This window comes from Chamaesiphon sp. VAR_48_metabat_403 (genome assembly GCF_031422475.1).
Lineage (GTDB): Bacteria > Cyanobacteriota > Cyanobacteriia > Cyanobacteriales > Chamaesiphonaceae > Chamaesiphon.
In genome coordinates this window covers 20306-36212 of sequence record NZ_JANPLS010000043.1, presented here as the reverse complement: position 1 = coordinate 36212, position 15907 = coordinate 20306, and the positions used below count along the sequence as shown (strand labels likewise).

The 15907-nt window shown below is 42.3% G+C and carries 17 protein-coding genes; 12 read left to right on the top strand and 5 right to left on the bottom strand.

The annotated features are described in order from the left end of the window. Positions 1 to 168 precede the first annotated feature (168 nt). Both RMO79_RS02230 and RMO79_RS02225 read right to left on the bottom strand, forming a co-directional pair. Positions 169 to 915 carry a serine protease gene (locus RMO79_RS02230; protein WP_310481423.1) on the bottom strand — a complete coding sequence of 249 codons (747 nt, stop codon included), beginning with the start codon at positions 913 to 915 and terminating at the stop codon, positions 169 to 171. A gap of 181 nt (positions 916 to 1096) precedes the next feature. Then, entirely contained in the window at positions 1097 to 1636 is a 540-nt protein-coding gene (locus RMO79_RS02225) for a COP23 domain-containing protein (RefSeq protein ID WP_310481422.1), read from the bottom strand. 410 nt (positions 1637 to 2046) lie between these two features. Between RMO79_RS02225 and RMO79_RS02220 the strand changes: the two genes are divergently transcribed. Next, on the top strand, positions 2047 to 3522 hold the full coding sequence (locus tag RMO79_RS02220) for a protein kinase domain-containing protein (protein WP_310481421.1): 1476 nt from the start codon (positions 2047 to 2049) through the stop codon (positions 3520 to 3522). A gap of 61 nt (positions 3523 to 3583) precedes the next feature. Here RMO79_RS02220 and RMO79_RS02215 read toward each other — a convergent pair whose 3' ends face one another. The 3 genes from RMO79_RS02215 to RMO79_RS02205 form a co-directional block, all read right to left on the bottom strand. After that, positions 3584 to 4078, bottom strand: coding sequence for a nuclear transport factor 2 family protein (locus tag RMO79_RS02215; protein ID WP_310481420.1), 495 nt, complete (start codon positions 4076 to 4078; stop codon positions 3584 to 3586). A gap of 170 nt (positions 4079 to 4248) precedes the next feature. After that, entirely contained in the window at positions 4249 to 5193 is a 945-nt protein-coding gene (locus tag RMO79_RS02210) for an HAD family hydrolase (protein WP_310481419.1), read from the bottom strand. Positions 5194 to 5354: 161 nt separating this feature from the next. Next, complete coding sequence (locus RMO79_RS02205) at positions 5355 to 5717, bottom strand: hypothetical protein (RefSeq protein ID WP_310481418.1); 363 nt, start codon at positions 5715 to 5717, stop codon at positions 5355 to 5357. 297 nt (positions 5718 to 6014) lie between these two features. Between RMO79_RS02205 and RMO79_RS02200 the strand changes: the two genes are divergently transcribed. The 11 genes from RMO79_RS02200 (at position 6015) to RMO79_RS02150 (ending at position 15894) form a co-directional block, all read left to right on the top strand. Further along, positions 6015 to 6710, top strand: coding sequence for a Uma2 family endonuclease (locus RMO79_RS02200; RefSeq protein ID WP_310481424.1), 696 nt, complete (start codon positions 6015 to 6017; stop codon positions 6708 to 6710). Positions 6711 to 6800: 90 nt separating this feature from the next. Next, complete coding sequence (locus tag RMO79_RS02195) at positions 6801 to 7292, top strand: DUF4279 domain-containing protein (RefSeq protein ID WP_310481417.1); 492 nt, start codon at positions 6801 to 6803, stop codon at positions 7290 to 7292. 20 nt (positions 7293 to 7312) lie between these two features. Next, positions 7313 to 8470 (top strand): AAA family ATPase, encoded by a 1158-nt coding sequence (locus RMO79_RS02190; RefSeq protein ID WP_310481415.1) that lies wholly within the window; start codon positions 7313 to 7315, stop codon positions 8468 to 8470. Next, positions 8467 to 9165, top strand: a complete 699-nt coding sequence (locus RMO79_RS02185; RefSeq protein ID WP_310481414.1) for a DUF4276 family protein — start codon at positions 8467 to 8469, stop codon at positions 9163 to 9165. The genes RMO79_RS02190 and RMO79_RS02185 overlap by 4 nt, the downstream gene beginning before the upstream one ends. 112 nt (positions 9166 to 9277) lie before the next feature. Continuing rightward, complete coding sequence (locus RMO79_RS02180; RefSeq protein WP_310481413.1) at positions 9278 to 10651, top strand: hypothetical protein; 1374 nt, start codon at positions 9278 to 9280, stop codon at positions 10649 to 10651. A 62-nt stretch (positions 10652 to 10713) separates the two neighbouring features. Then, positions 10714 to 11769, top strand: coding sequence for a leucine-rich repeat domain-containing protein (locus tag RMO79_RS02175; protein WP_310481412.1), 1056 nt, complete (start codon positions 10714 to 10716; stop codon positions 11767 to 11769). 86 nt (positions 11770 to 11855) lie between these two features. After that, entirely contained in the window at positions 11856 to 12443 is a 588-nt protein-coding gene (locus tag RMO79_RS02170; RefSeq protein WP_310481411.1) for a hypothetical protein, read from the top strand. 65 nt (positions 12444 to 12508) lie between these two features. Then, positions 12509 to 12919 (top strand): NADAR family protein, encoded by a 411-nt coding sequence (locus tag RMO79_RS02165; RefSeq protein WP_310481410.1) that lies wholly within the window; start codon positions 12509 to 12511, stop codon positions 12917 to 12919. Positions 12920 to 13032: 113 nt separating this feature from the next. Then, complete coding sequence (locus RMO79_RS02160; RefSeq protein WP_310481409.1) at positions 13033 to 14235, top strand: TPM domain-containing protein; 1203 nt, start codon at positions 13033 to 13035, stop codon at positions 14233 to 14235. A 104-nt stretch (positions 14236 to 14339) separates the two neighbouring features. Next, positions 14340 to 14924: a hypothetical protein gene (locus RMO79_RS02155; RefSeq protein ID WP_310481408.1), complete on the top strand. Its 585-nt coding sequence runs from the start codon at positions 14340 to 14342 to the stop codon at positions 14922 to 14924. A 106-nt stretch (positions 14925 to 15030) separates the two neighbouring features. Continuing rightward, complete coding sequence (locus tag RMO79_RS02150) at positions 15031 to 15894, top strand: hypothetical protein (protein ID WP_310481407.1); 864 nt, start codon at positions 15031 to 15033, stop codon at positions 15892 to 15894. Positions 15895 to 15907: the final 13 nt, after the last annotated feature.

Here is a 15907-nt window from a genome sequence, read left to right as displayed (position 1 = left end):
GAAATTCATTAGTAAGGAGGGGGGAGAGTAATGAGAATGAGTAATGAGTAAGGAAAATCCCCTCCAGGGAGGGGTGCCCGTAGGGCTACTCGCCTTTGTCACCCGCCTGGGGTGGGTAGATCTTCGCTACAACCTAAAACCTATTCACTATCCACTATTCACTACCCCCTAATTATATTTTCTCCATGTGCGATCGGGTAATTTGCCGCTGGCGCGGAGATAACGATTGATATCGATGCCGAGGACGGTATTTACCGTCCCGGTGCGTAAATCTACCGTAGCGCGTCCGTTGATGCCTACGAGATTGCCACGACTGTCTAGTACTGGCCCTCCACTCATCCCTGGTAGGGCATTGACGGTATATACTAGCGCGTAACCATCTTGCGGGATCGAGCGAGCGACTGGACGATCGAGTCGTCCCGATAGATTCCCGACTAAAAACTGATATACTCTAGTTGAAATTTGTTGGCTCGGATCTGCCCAACCAGAGACATATACGACTTCGCCCTCGCTTAATGTATCGGAATTGCCAATCGTGGCGACTTGATAGCGATCTCGACTTTGGAATTCTAAAATTGCTAAATCTAGTTTACCAACTCTGGAAATTTGGGGCGTAGTCACTAGATGTTTCCGTCCATCTCCGGTGGTAATCACCAAAGATCTAGCCGCAAGGGGGCGATTATCGGTGCTGACGACGTGCCAATTGCTCAAAACGACGTAGCGATTACCTTGCTGCTCGATGAGGACTCCAGAGCCAGTATTCGCACCATCAATGCTGACGGTAATTTTTCTGGCAATATCGCTAGGATTGGGTACTAATATTTGCCAAAGTATATAGCTAAAAAATAAGCCCGCGCTACCGATCGTCACGATATTTACTACCCAAGCAGTCAGATTGTGTCGCGGCGATGGCATTAGATCGATGTATGGGGACTTGGCAGTTGGAGATAGAAATTTATTTACGCCCAAGTTACCATCATTTAGCTAATCGTCGATCTAATGCACGATCTGGTGCAGGTTTTAGGCTTTAGAACTGCGTTCGAGCTTCTCCCAGTCCCCCGTCTCCCCGTCTCCCCGTCCCCCAATCGACCGCGATCTATCGAGCTAATAGCCGATCGATATTAACATAAGCATCGCCATTACGATAGCGAACTAATTGCTCGCCACTGAGTTGAATGATTCGTCCCGAAGCACGCGCGCGCAAATCGAGCATTTGTTGGAGCATGTGGGCGGAGTCAGTTCCTTTGGGGAGGGTAACTAGTACGCTAGATTTGGGACAAGTATTGCCGCTAATGCCCGCATCGACACACAAGACTGGATAGGTGTTGACATTACCCGTGCGGATGTATTTTAACTTACCAGCGCGATCGAACCTGTCGAGACGATTGGAAACTTCATTACAGCGGCGATCGACATTATTATACCGCCCTGTAAACGACTTGACCCAATGGATCATCGGGATGCTACCTCTAACTGTTTGCACGACTGTAGTGGGCGAGCCACCCAGCACTTCACAGCTAAACTTTCGGGTCGATTGTGCTTGACTGGGCTGCAACCATTGGGATTCAATTGTTAAGAGCGCGATCGTCAGGAAAACACCTGAAAACTTATAGAGTGAGGGGAGTATTCTCAGCATAGTATGTAAATTAAAGATTTGGCTCAGGCACCCAGAATAAGTATCGCTCGCAGCGATCGCATCGTAGCTAATTTACCCACTATTATAGACATAGTTGCACTTGCTTCTCGTTAACTCGATCCAGCACATCTACTGAATTTAGCGATGGAAATTCAGCTAGATGTATTACCTAGAATGCGATCGAGATCGCAGCATTTTTGTTAATTTTATGCATTGACGGCACCAGGCAGAGTTTTCTGAGATCGAAATGCTATCTTATAACAATAGCTAACCAAAATGTTTTGTCTGGAGTGAGACTTTGAGCGGATCGACTTATCTGAGTTCGTCAACTAGAATCGGATCGATGCCCTTCGTCAAATGCGGTAACAGCCGATCGTCGAACTCCAGTTTATCTCACTCATTACTACTATATGCTAGGTACGATCCTTCACTCTCATTACCAAATAGTTAAAGTTTTGGGGATAGGTAAATCCGGAACTACTTATTTAGCAAAAGATCTGGATCTCATCGACTCGCCATTCTATATAGTTAAAAAAATTCAAACTATAAATATCGATCCAACAGATATATCGTTAGCCGATAAAATATTTGAGATCAAAGGATCGATCGCTTATGAAGTTGGCAAACATCCCCAAATTCCCACATTATTTAGCAAATTTACCGCAGATGACGCTCGGTACTTAGTCCGTGAATACATCGATGGCGAACCGCTGAGTCAAGAGCTTACTCTGGGTGTAATTTGGAGTCAAACACAAGTATTCGATCTGTTAATAGAGTTACTCGGAATTTTAAATTTCGTACATGGTTTTGGGTATATCCATCAAGATATCAACCCCCATAATATCATTCGCCGCTATGAGGATGGGAGATTGTTTTTAATTGGCTTTGGTTGCGTCCAAGATTTGGGCAATCTCGGACAAAATCTTCCTGGTGAGGAGCCTAAAAATATTAACGATCCGAGTTACGTTCCTTACGAGCAAGAACAAAATGTTTCTAAAATAAATAGCGATATTTACGCAATTGGCGCGATTGCCATTCAAGCACTAACTGGTAGGTACCCAATCGAAAAAGATGCCTATAGTTACGAGTTAAAATGGCGAGATGAAGTGACGATCGATCCTAGATTGGTAACAATTATTAATAAAATGGTTCGCCCCGATTATCGCAATCGCTATCAATCGGCATCTGAAGTTTTAGAAGCTCTCACATCCTATGCCTCAACGCAGATTCCGACGAGTAAACATCAGCAATTTAAACCTTATCTATTCTTGGGTACTGCTGTCGGCGCGCTATTACTAGGATTTGGTACTCTAAAATTATTCTCATCAACTTCGGCGGATAAACCCCAAGTAGCTGCTGCGACAGCAAGCACAACGAGTAAAGTAGCTGCAACGACAATGCCAGTTGCAAGTTTGCAAAGTTATGTAGATAAATCAGCTAAAATTAAAGTTAAATATCCTGCAACTTGGCAAAAAAAGGATATTCAAAATGTCGTGACGGGAGAGAATGTACTATTTACCAGTCCCGTGGCGAGTGCGGGAAATAAGTATCAAGCAAATATCTCAGTACGCATCGAAACTTTGACAAATCCGCAGACTAGTTTAGCTAACTATACAAAATCGACGATCGCCGAAATCGATCGCTACTACCAAGATGCTAAAATTATCGAGTCTAGTCCGATGACTTTAGCCAAAAAACCAGGTAATTTAATTGTCTATACGGGCAAAGATGAAAATTCTCTAGCAATTAAAAATCTTGAAGTCTGGACGATCGATCGCGGTAAAGCCTATATTTTAACATACAAAGCTCAACCCGATCGGTATTATCAATACCTCGAAGCTGCAATGGCAACGATTAATTCATTTGAGATTAGGAGTAAGGAGTAATGAGTTCAATTACTTAAAACCTGGAACGCAGTTCTAAAACCTAACGCCTAAAGACTAAAACCTACCCCTTAAAAGTTTTACCATTGAAAGTGGTTTGGCTGGTTAAAATTTTGCTCTGTTTTAGTCGCCAGCCCTGGGGAGTTTTCAGCCAAGAATCACGAGATGTTTGATCGATGACAATTTTGTTGAAGCCAGCAATGGTACCTTCAGTTTTTTGTTCGATCGCGACATCTAAGCTATTAGCACTAACATCGATTGTTTTAATAGTTGCTTTATTAGCTGTTAGTTTAATATTAAACCGAGTGAAAAGATTATTATAGTGTTCGCGAAATTCTGAGAGTGTTTGTTTTTCACCTTCAGGATTAATGCTTACATAATCTGGGGTAAATAATGCCGTCGCGCCTTTAATATCTTTACGGACGAAAGCAGCATTAATTTGATTATAGTTAGTTTGAATTACTGGCTGAATTTTGGCGCGATCGTCGGCATTCGCCGGATTTACTGTAACAATTGCTACAGTCAGCAGCGCAGTCGAAACAAGCGAGCTTCTAGTCATAGAGAAAATCATTATGTTATGTTAGTTGACTGCACCCTGTCTGACGCACGCGATCGATTAAAGGTTCCTGACTTGATGTAATGGTGTGGGAGGTGTGGGGGGTGTGGGAGGTAAATTTTCAATCCAAAATCATCCTTACTCCTCGCTCCCCGCTCCCCGCTCCTTACTTATTACTCAACCAGTAGATTTACCAATTCACAGAATCCAGCTACTTCCGAGAGCTGAGTGATGTATTTTGGGCGGTGGGTTAATTGAGTAGTGTAGTGTTGGATATTAGCCACCCCAACCGAATGTAAAAATAACTCTCGATCGAACATGGTGGTATCGTTGGGGCTATCGCCAACAGTAATTATCTGTGCGGGTGTAAGCTCTGGAAAATATAATTTCATCACCTGTAAAATTGCCGCGCCTTTGTCTTGGTGCTGCGGTTTGATATGACATTGCACCGTACTGAATGTAAAACTATAACCCCATTGCTGACAGCGGATAGCAATGTCAGCTAATTCTACATCTGTTAAACCAGCAACATCAAATGTCCAATCTGTAAGTCGAAACTGATTGTCGCTCGATTCTTCGATTTGGGGATAAAGTTCTTGTAATTCCCAAAATCGGTTTGCCAATTCGGCACGATGTGATTCGATATCTTCTAGGCGGGTAATAAAATCGAAACCACTGCAATCTCGATTCTCATTCTGAGAGGCTACGCCAACGAAATAAACACCGCCATTTTCAGCAATTGCACCCGCAACGGGGAGATAATTATTCACAGCACTCACCCAGCCTGCGGATCTTCCTGTAACTAGCAGTAATTTGATGTCTTTGGCATTGAGGAGATCGATCGCCTGTAATAATTGGGGTGTAAATTTACCGCCACTAGTGAGGGTACCATCTATATCCGCTGCAATTAGCCGAATATCTGTCAATCCTTGTTGTAGTCTTTCCGATTGGGTAGCGGGCAAAGCTAGACTATGCATGATGGGCATGTAAATTAGTGACGATCGGCTGTTGTGGTAGCGCAGTCTCAGAGTACCCAAAAATGTCCCCCCTTCGCAATCGACTGATGCGATTTTTACCACAAATATTTCCGATTCTCGATCGTCTAAAATTATTGCCAACAGTCAAGTATTGATGAATCTATTTGTAAACGCGCGATGCGATGCCCGATGGCGGTAAAATCGCCGCTACAGCCGCGAAGATCGCGATCGATGCCAAATTTCAAATTGCATCTTCAACCGCCTGTCGGGGCTTACGTGCTGGTGACAGTTTTAAAATCTAATTATCGATCTTGTTGATTTAACGATCGATTGAGGCGATCGCACCAAGCTAGATTATCGGGGATAGTTATAACTATCTGGCGATAAGGTTCGTCGTGCAATTCCAAAGTCAGGTAATTGTTATCGGTGGTAACATACCAAAACTCTCTACCGCGCTTAGTATAATAAGTGCCTGCTTTAATTACTCCCGGTAAAAATGTCCCTGGAGCGCGAATTTCTGCCCAATTACTTTGAGGCTCGTCAGTAGTAGCTCGATCGATCCGATCGAGTGGAATGTGCATTTGTCGTTCTAAAGTAACCGCCCACAATTGCTCGTACCATTCTAGTTCGATCGTCAATAGATCTGTGGTGAGATTGAGTTTCATAAGGTCGATAAAAACGCTATGACAATCTTAGCAATATTTTAGCTGCGCTTGGATGGTAAAAGCCGAACGAGGATTGTGACGGATTTATCAAAGTGGACGCAAATATCGGTGACAGGCGATCCTTAACATCCGTTTGGAATCGATTGAGACAAGCCCTGAAATTTAAGGTAGGGGTAATTCATGAATTACCCCTACCTTAAATTTCGAGGGCATTTTATACATCAATTCAGCAACGCCGAATAAATTCAGAATGGATGATACAATAGATCTATGCCGCTTGTTTGAGTGTCTTTTGTCATGTACCAGTACGAGCTACCGCGATACCTTCCCACCGCCGACGAACTGCCTTGCTCCGACGATACCCCCGTGGATAACGAACTTCAAGAACTCATTCCCAGCCTGCTCAAATCGATCTTACGAATGCTGTGGGACGAGCGCATGGATTGGTTCTTTGGCATCGACATGGGCATCTATACTAATCCCGATCGACCGCCAATCGTCCCCGATGGTTTCTTGAGCCTGAATGTCGAGCGCGTGTTTGACGAAGATTTACGCTCTTGCTATACGCTCTGGGAAGAGGAAGTACCACCGAGCCTAGTATTAGAAGTAGTCTCCACTAGTCCAGGTGGGGAATACACTACCAAACTTGATGAATATGCCCGCATGGGCGTTTTATATTATGTTATCTATAACCCCAAACGTCGCCGTAAAGCACGGCTAGAGATCTACAAACTCGTTAATGGCAAATACGATCTGCAAACTGCAAATCCCCTCTGGATGCCAGAAATTGGCTTAGGCATCGGTAGCGAACGTGCTGGTTATGATGGGTTGACACGAGAATGGTTGTATTGGTACGACGAACGGAGCCAACGTTACTTCACCCCCTACGAGCGCGCCAAACTCGATCGCGATCGAGCCACGATCGAAAGCCAACGCGCCGATCGATTGGCGGCTCAATTACGCGCTCTAGGCATCGAGCCGGAAGTACCCTAAATTTAACGATCGATTCAGGAGTTGAGAGTTGATAGTCGAGCGTTGCGGCTCGCTCTGCGGAGGTTTCCTCGGCAGAGTATAGCTAATAGGGTGAAAACTGCTCACCCTATTGGCTATACGGAGCAATTATTTCATCGATCGTCACCAGTCAGCAGCGAATTTATGGTTGAAGATAATCAGCAGTATGCTTATTTCACAATAACAGGTAGCTTTGACCCGATCGATATTACCGAGCGGATCGGCGTTCTACCGACAGAGTGTTGGCAACAGGGAGAGATTAGCCATCGCACCCATATAGAGCGGAAATTTAGCAGGTGGAGCCTGCATTCCCGACTCGAACGAAACAACGAACTAGATGCTCACATCCGCGATGTACTAGCTCAACTCGATACCAATGCAACAGCGTTTGCAGCAGTATCGCAAGAGTTTGGCGGGTGGATGCAATTGGTAGCCTATTTTCACCTTAACTATCCAGGATTGAATTTCGATCGAGATATTACAGCAGGACTGGCTCGGTACTCACTAGCTGTAGATTTTGATTTCTACTGGTTATACTCGCACGATCGAGAATCCACAGATTGACTCTATTTACAATCATAACCATGCGAATCGAAAAACTTTATTACCGTAACCATGTCACGGGTTGGGAATTAGCCCCAATGGAATTTGGCTCTGTCAATCTTTTGGTTGGTGTTTCTGGTGTGGGTAAAACCAAGATATTAGAAGCCATTCGATCGCTGAAAGAAATTGTTCTTGGAATCGATGGGGAGAAACAATTTCTATATGGAGTTGAATGGTATATTACTTTTTATACTGCTCCCGATTGTAAGTATAGATGGAGTGGGAAATCAAATATCATCAATAACAATGAATACACCATTGATGAACTTGGTGATAAAATATATACAAATAGAGGGATTTTACCTCAATTAGAAGTTGAAGAAGTGTATTTTAATGATGACTGTATTGCTCATCGCAAGAATGGAATTATAGAATTTGAATCTAAAGTCATGCCCAAGCTCTCACCATCCGAGAGTTTAATTGACATTTTTCAAGCCGAAGATAAAATTAATCCAATCATTAAAGGATTGCGATTAGTAGTTATTAGTCAGACTCAAAATCCAGAAAGATGGACGAATAGCTCTATTTTTTACGAAATTAATGATTTGCCGTTATCTAATATTGAAAAACTAAATCATACTTTAGTCGATCGGCTAGGATTGCTATGGATTAAAGAGCGAGATATGTTCGATCGAATTAAGTCCAATTTTATTGAAATCTTCCCACAAGTTGAGGATTTGAGAATATTAACACACGTATCAAGGTGTGAATCATCTAGCACATCACGCCCTTTCTTTTCATTAGAATTAAGGGAGCTAGGGGTAGATCGATGGATTAGTCAATGGGATATTTCAATGGGAATGCTAAAAACTCTCACTCACATTGTAGAGATATATCTATTGGCAGAAGGTAGTATCCTATTAATCGATGAGTTTGAGAATAGCTTAGGTGTTAACTGTATTGATGTCGTAACAGAGTTGTTGAACGATCGAAAAGACATTCAATTTATCATCACCAGTCATCATCCGTATATTATCAACAAAATTCCGATGCAGTATTGGAAAATAATCACTCGCAAAGGAAGCCTAGTAACAGCGACAAATGCGAGTGATTATGAAGAGCTATCGGGATCTAGACACAAAGTATTTACTCAGCTCATCAATCTACCCGATTATACCGAGGGCATTCAGGTAGGATGAATTTGTATTTTATAGTTGAGGGCGAAACAGAACGTAAAGTATATCCATCCTGGCTGAGTTATCTATTACCAGAATTGGAGCGAGTAAAGAACCCTACTCAAGCTCAGACTAATAATTATTATTTAATTAGTGGTGGTGGTTATCCTTCTCTTTATGAGGAAGTGGAAGCTGCGGCGGAAAATATTAATATCAGTCAAAAGTACAACTATCTCATCATTTGCACGGATGCTTACGAAAACAGTGTCGAGTATATGCACCAGGAAATTAGAGAATTTTTTGCAGATAATCAGTTATTTCTTGGTCATACTAAACTTCAGATCGTCATCCAAAATAGGTGCATAGAAACTTGGTTATTGGGTAATAGCAAAATCTATTCTCGACAACCGCAGTCACCGCGATTACTGAATTATACTCGCTATTATGATGTCTCAAAAGAATGTCCAGAATTAATGGGTAAATACAACCATGAAATTCATGCTGAATTTCATGAAAAATATCTAAAAGAATTATTTTTTGCCAGAAACACCACCTATTCTAAAACGATACCTGGAGCTGCTCAGGAAGAATATTATCTTAGAGAGTTACAGAGTAGATCTCAGAAACAAGCCAACCATTTGCCGACTTTTAAAAGTTTTATCGAGTTTTGCGATCTAGTTCGATCGCAATTAGTTGAAGAGCGATCGATCGAGATCTAAATCCCTCGATGCTGCGGGAGAAATTATCAAAGTTGAGAGCCGACAGCCGCGATAATTCCAAAATTCCCAATCCAGCCGTTGTAGTAATTATCGATCCTCATTTGACTCGAACATGTTATTCTTGGCTGACGCGACACCAACGATCGTCGATTTGACTCATCCTCAAGAATTGTTGCAATTTGGCAAACGGTTGTTAGAGTTGAGTCAATGGCTGATTCTCGTAACGATGGGGTTGGGGGTGGTGTTAGGGATCGTCAATTTTTCCTATCGTCGCGAACGGGGGGAATGGTTGGAGCGGGAATTTGCAAATTACGGGCAACTACTCCACGGCTTGCGTCATTTGGTGCTAGCGCTGGTCGTGACGATCGCGTTATTTTTTGCCTGTTCTACGCTTGCCAATCGCTATCATCACTGGGAATATAGTAAAATTGCCAAGGCATTGACTAAAGTGGCAGGCGATCGGGTCGAACATTTAACGCCACAGGTGAAGTATGCGATCGCCGAACCTTACACCACCACTAGTACTATTAACGGCAAGATTGTAGAAGTCAAAAAAACGCGAAATATCGATCGATTTCTGTCGCCAACTAGCACTCAAGTTAACGTTAACCTCACCCAAACTAGCGATCCGGCATCTGGTGGCTGGATTTATCAATCTGATTTTGGCGGCACTTATCAATTTACAAATACCCTAACTACCCCAGAAAATTTTGTCTTTGACGCGCCACCACCGATCGGTTATAAACTGCTTGAAAACTATCGGGTGACGCAAAACAATCGCCCTTTGGAACCGAGAAATCAAGGAGAATATATTTTCCCGATCCAACTCGCACCGAGCGCGACGACGCAGTTTAAAGTTACTTATCGAGCGCAAGGGGCACCGCGTTGGATTTATAATGCCAATGGCAAAATTTTATCCAAATTTCGGTTGTCAATTTTGGCAGATTTTCCCAATGCTGAATTTGCTAGCGGCATCGTACCGACAGTGACGGAATCCGAAGGGAGCGGGACGCGATTTACCTGGAATTTTGCTGAAAATGTTTCGGTCAGAAATCCGTTTGGTGTATTTACCAATAGCGAACGCTTTCGGCATGTTGGCATTCTCCCCCGATTGTTGATTTTAGCTCCAGTAATTTTTGCAATTTGGCTGTTGCTAGCGTATCTGACGATCGCGATCTCATGGCAAGATGTAGTTATCGGTGCGATCGTATTTTTTGCCTGTCTGTTGAGTTTGACTTATGCCAGTCGTTGGCTCGATCCTAAATTAGTTTGGGGACTATTATCGCCAATTTTATTATTATTTGGATGGCAATTGGGAACGCAAAGAGGGCAGCATTGGAGTGGTTTGGCGATCGTCTTTAGCAGTTTGGTATTGCCTGTATTTAGTTTGTTAGTTACCTATAGCGGTCTGACATTGGGTTTATCGGGCACGATCGCGATCGCCTGGTTGTTATTAGGTACTAAAAAGTTCGATCGCAATGGGTGAAACTGTTGGAAAATCGGGATCGATCGATGGTATTATTTTGGTTTATGAGATACTTTTTGCTTATGAAGTTAGTATTTTTGACGAGTTTACTGTCGATCGCCTTAGTTCCCAATACAGCAACAATCGTGGCAGCAGATGTGCCAACAGGGAAGAGTTTTTTGCAATGGTGCGAACAAAGAAGTTCTTTATCCCCCCAGACGCGGAAAACTGTAGATTATTTATTGCAAGCAACTCAGGCTCAAGACTGTCGAGCTGCCGATATCGAACTCAGTCAACGTACCGAACTACTTACTTCTAGTCCTACTCCTGCCGATATTAGCGACCTCCGACCGATCGCTAGTCTGACTAATTTACGCAAACTCAGCTTATACAGTCATAATATTACCGATCTCACTCCCCTCGCCAACCTGAAACAACTCGATACGTTAGTTATTAATAGCAATAAACTGACCGATCTCAAACCCCTTAGCAGTTTGAATAACTTGAGCGATTTGGGATTAATTGGTAGGAATATCTCCAATATTCAACCGATCGCAAAATTGACAAGTCTGAAAAAACTGACGCTCTGGTATAGCTCGATTCAAGACATCAAAGCTGTTAAAAATTTAATTCAATTAACCGAAATTAGTTTTATCGATACCAAAATTGCCGATCTTCGTCCCTTAGCGAATCTGAAATCTTTAACTAGTCTTGAAATTACCAACAGTAAAGTGACCGATATTCGAGCTTTATCAGGTTTGACCAATTTAAAGAAAATCGTCCTTAATAATAATCAAATCTCTAATCTTCAGCCGATCGTTCGCTTGAGCAATTTAGAAAGCCTGAATCTCAACTTCAATCGCATTAGCAATTTAGCTCCTTTGTCTGGCTTGAAAAATTTGACTGGACTCAATCTGAGCGATAATCAAATTGTCGATGTCGAACCAATAGCCGCACTTAACCAGTTAATTGGCTTGAATTTAAATAATAATAAAATTACCAATATAAAACCATTGGCTAAGTTGAAAAAGCTAGAGACGTTAGTCGTCTCCAAAAATAAAATGAAGAACAAAATTTGCCCGCTTCGCCCAGCAGTTTGTGATTTCAACAATAGCACGGGAGTGATTAGAGTTTTTTGAGCTACCTTTAATGTAAGGCTTTGAAATTATTCTCACATTGTCCGAATAAAAAGTGGGACGATCCCAAAGTCGATGATTAAATGTCTATGATTCTACGAATAATTGGACTGTTCTGTTTAGGTGGGGTAGGAATTGCTGGAGCATCATGGTTAAATACTGAAAATATCATGTTACCTTTGAGTGAAGAAATTATAATTTCAACTAAAAAAACTACCTCTCTATCATTCACACCCAATCGAGCAGTTTCAGAGACAAGCTATAATGTTCGACTATATTTTGACAAGACGGGAGAATCGTCGCTAAATTGTGAAGATGTTAAATTACTTGGCGTTCGGTGGGCGATCTCAACTAGTGAGACAGTGAAGTCCTGGAATACTCTAGAAAGCACAGATTATTTGTGTAATTATGACGATAATTTGCCTGAGATCGGTTTTTTAGCCCCATCATTTAAACCGCATATAAGTTATTACCTTCACTTGTCAACAGCCAATAATATTCAGAATAGGGAAAATATCAAAGTTCGTGCTGCAATTCAACATCAAGGTGGACTCGATCTACATTACCTATTCATGGATAAGGCTTTTGCAGAATTATTGGGAGGATGCCTATTATTAATCAGTTTCATTTGTTTTGCTATAGATTTATTGATGATTTTTCTCGATCGTAAAAAGTAACTTCATAAATTATCAGCCGCATTACTGGGATAATCGATCTGTCAAATAAAATCAACATCTTAGCTATGAAAATTATTAAATTTTACCAAACCAATGAAGAGTATGGCTGCTTCTCGAATTTTGCCGATTATCCGATCGAACTCAAAGGTAAAAGTTGGCCGACTTCAGAACATTATTTTCAAGCCCAAAAATTTGTCGGTACGAAACATGAAGAGGAAATTATAAAAATAAACTCGCCGATGATGGCGGCACAACTGGGACGCGATCGGAAGAAACCGTTGCGACGCGATTGGGAAAAAGTCAAAGATTCAATTATGCGAGATGCGGTGCTGGCTACTGGCGATGCCAAAATTATCGAACATACCGAAAACGATCGCTACTGGGGTGACGGTGGTGATGGCAAAGGGCAAAATAAACTAGGTCGAATTTTAATGAGTGTTCGGTCAGAATTATGTCCAATAATCGAGGAAGATTAATTATTTATCGGGAAAATTGCCGAATAGTTATTGCCCAGTAGCTGCGTAGCGCGTACTTAACACGATCGATCTCCTGAAGCGTAAAATTGAAGCATAATTATAAATGACGGGATATGCTACAAACACGATGGGCTACGATGCGATCGGTCAAACAATTTGTGTGTGTGTTAGCGATCGTCTGCTTGAGTATATTTAGTTGTCCTCTAACTAGTCTGGCAGTAACCATTCAGGATGTTCCCAATCCGCGTCAGATGACTGGAGAATGGGTCTCCGATTTGGCTAACTTGTTAGATGTCCAAATGGAAATGCAACTCAACCAAGCCATTTCTGAGCTAGAGGAAGATGAAGGCATCGAAATAGCGGTTGTTACCGTTCCCGATACCAGTCCATCGGCTTCGCCTGAAGAGTTTGCAACACAGCTATTCAATGATTGGGGCATTGGGAAGCGAGGTCAAAATAACGGTGTGTTACTGTTGGTGTCAAAAGGCGATCGTCAGGTGGAAATCAAAACTGGTAGCGGCATCATGGATTTGCTACCTAATTCCCAACTGCAATCGACGATCGACACCGATATACTACCTCGATTTCGATCGGGAAACTTTGCAGAAGGGATCTGGGTGGGCACCCAATCTCTAATTCAAGCAGTTCGCACCGTCCCAGATGGGGTCGAACCAGAATTGCCATCTTTGCAATATTCACCAGTTAAACCTAATATTTATATCATCGTAACGATCGTGACGATCGTCTTGGCGATCGGGTGTTTGATGATTTTCCTAACGCTTCAACCTCCGAAAGTAAATCCCCAAGGACGTTCCTCTCGGACAGATGGACAACGCGACTTGTCGCTTGTCTGCAATCGCTGTCGTTTGGCAATGCAACCAGTCGATGCTCAAACTCTACTCACCTACCTAACTCCAGCTCAAAGTATCGCACGAGCATTAGGGGGTGTTGTCTTCGAGGGTTGGCAATGTCCGCCAGAATGCAGACAAGCAATTCCGCCTGCGGGCATTCACTTGCGAGAATACATTTTAGATAACCAGCAATTTCAGATCTGTCCAAACTGTCGGGAGCGAACGATGCAACGCTCGGAAGAAGTGCTAGTCCCAGCAACCATCACGGCACCAGGTAAACGCCGCATCCACCAACAATGCCACTCTTGTTTGTTGGTGAAGGAGCAAGTAGAGACGATCGCACCAGGATCTCCCGTTTATAATGCTGATGGCGTATATATCGGTAGTGTCACCTATTCTGCCAGTAGCAGCGATAGCTTTGGTGGTGGCGATGGTGGTGGCGGCGGAGCTAGCGGCGGATGGTAATTATTTAACTCATGGTATTACATCTGGATTCGATCGATTCTGGCGATCGAATTGGGCACTATAAACCTACGACCAGTTTTAGGTGTGGATGTAGGTAGTTAGTGATGAATGAGCAACGGCAACAGAGCCAGTCAGATCTCGATTTGTGGTCATCCACAAATCAACTCGGTCAAATCGATGAGATCGATTGTAGTAAGACAGAACTAGCTCCAGCCAAGCGCGGTGCGGCATTTGCCTCGGCACTAAAAGCCAAATTTGATGGTACGCGCCCAATTATTGAAGATGTAATTTTTGCCACCGTAGAGTGGGATGAATTAACAGCAGGTAAAAACTGGCTGGATGTCTCGCACCAGAAAGATCCAAGTCGGATCGATAAACCATATTACGCCACTAGCATTACCAATCGATCGACCGAAAAGATTAGAATCGATCGATTTGGGACTTATATTCAAACAGGTAAAACGCTCGTTCTGTGTTCGATTACGGGCGGTTTTTATAGCCGCCAACAATTTCAAGAATGGTACGAGCTAGGCGATAGTCAATGGCTCGTACCAGGGCAAACAGTCACAGATCCCAATACTTATAGCCTGCGGGGTGTCTATTGGGCTTATTTTGGTACCAGTGCTAGCGGTGAAAAGTTTGTCGCAGGTGCAGCTTGGAATGGTAAGCCGTGGTGGAAATTCTTTTAGGGGATAGGGAATAGGGACATATTCGGCTTTTATGAGCAATAAAATTGGTATTGGTATACTATCAACTTTCATAGCAGTATCTTTTTCATATTGTGCATACAGTGTCATGAATTTTGGGCCTACTGGAGGTGATGACTTTAAGCCCATGCCAAGAAAAGAGCGGGCTAAATTAATAAATTTAGGCTCGATAAGAAGAGTATTTGTTCGTCAATATGAATACTATAAAACCCATGCTAAGTTCAGCGAAAATATCAACAACTTAAATGATGCGTCAGAATTACTAGATTTATTCGAGAAAGGATATCAAACAGAAACGCAGGCAGATACGAACAGTGCCATAACTGCTGCGATCGATCCTTCTTCCGAAAACAATAATACTTTTGGTGTCATCAAGATTTTAAAATCTAAGTATATTTCCAAAAAAGTGGGATTTCAATATGCAGAAGGATTATATTTTTTGTGCAGTAGTGGCAAAGGCGGAACTCTCTTGCCTAGCAAAATGCAGTTTGCCAATATGGTTTCCAGTATCACATCTCTGAAAAATAATAATTGTCCAAATGGATACGTCCAGATCGCTGGATCTATTTTTAGAGAGCATCTGGCAGGAAATAATATTATGGTTTTACTCAATCGTCAGATTAATGTCTATGGAGAGCAGCAAAAATTCATCAAAGAGACTACTTTACCACCAAGCTTTATTCAGATCGAACCAGAGATCTATAGCTACCAGATTCAAGTTACACCAAAACAAGCGATCGTTAGTGCTCGACCTAAATCAAATCAAGACCCGTCAAACTGGACATATTTAGCAATTGCGAAAGAAGATATTAATCAAAAATCTTCATTTATTCAATTATATTGTGAAAGTCCGATTGCTAACATCGCTATACCTAATATTGCAGACACAACTAAATTTTCCAAAGATTGTCCGACTGGATATAAAAAGTACGATCGCTACAATACATTTTAAAAAAACCTAACAC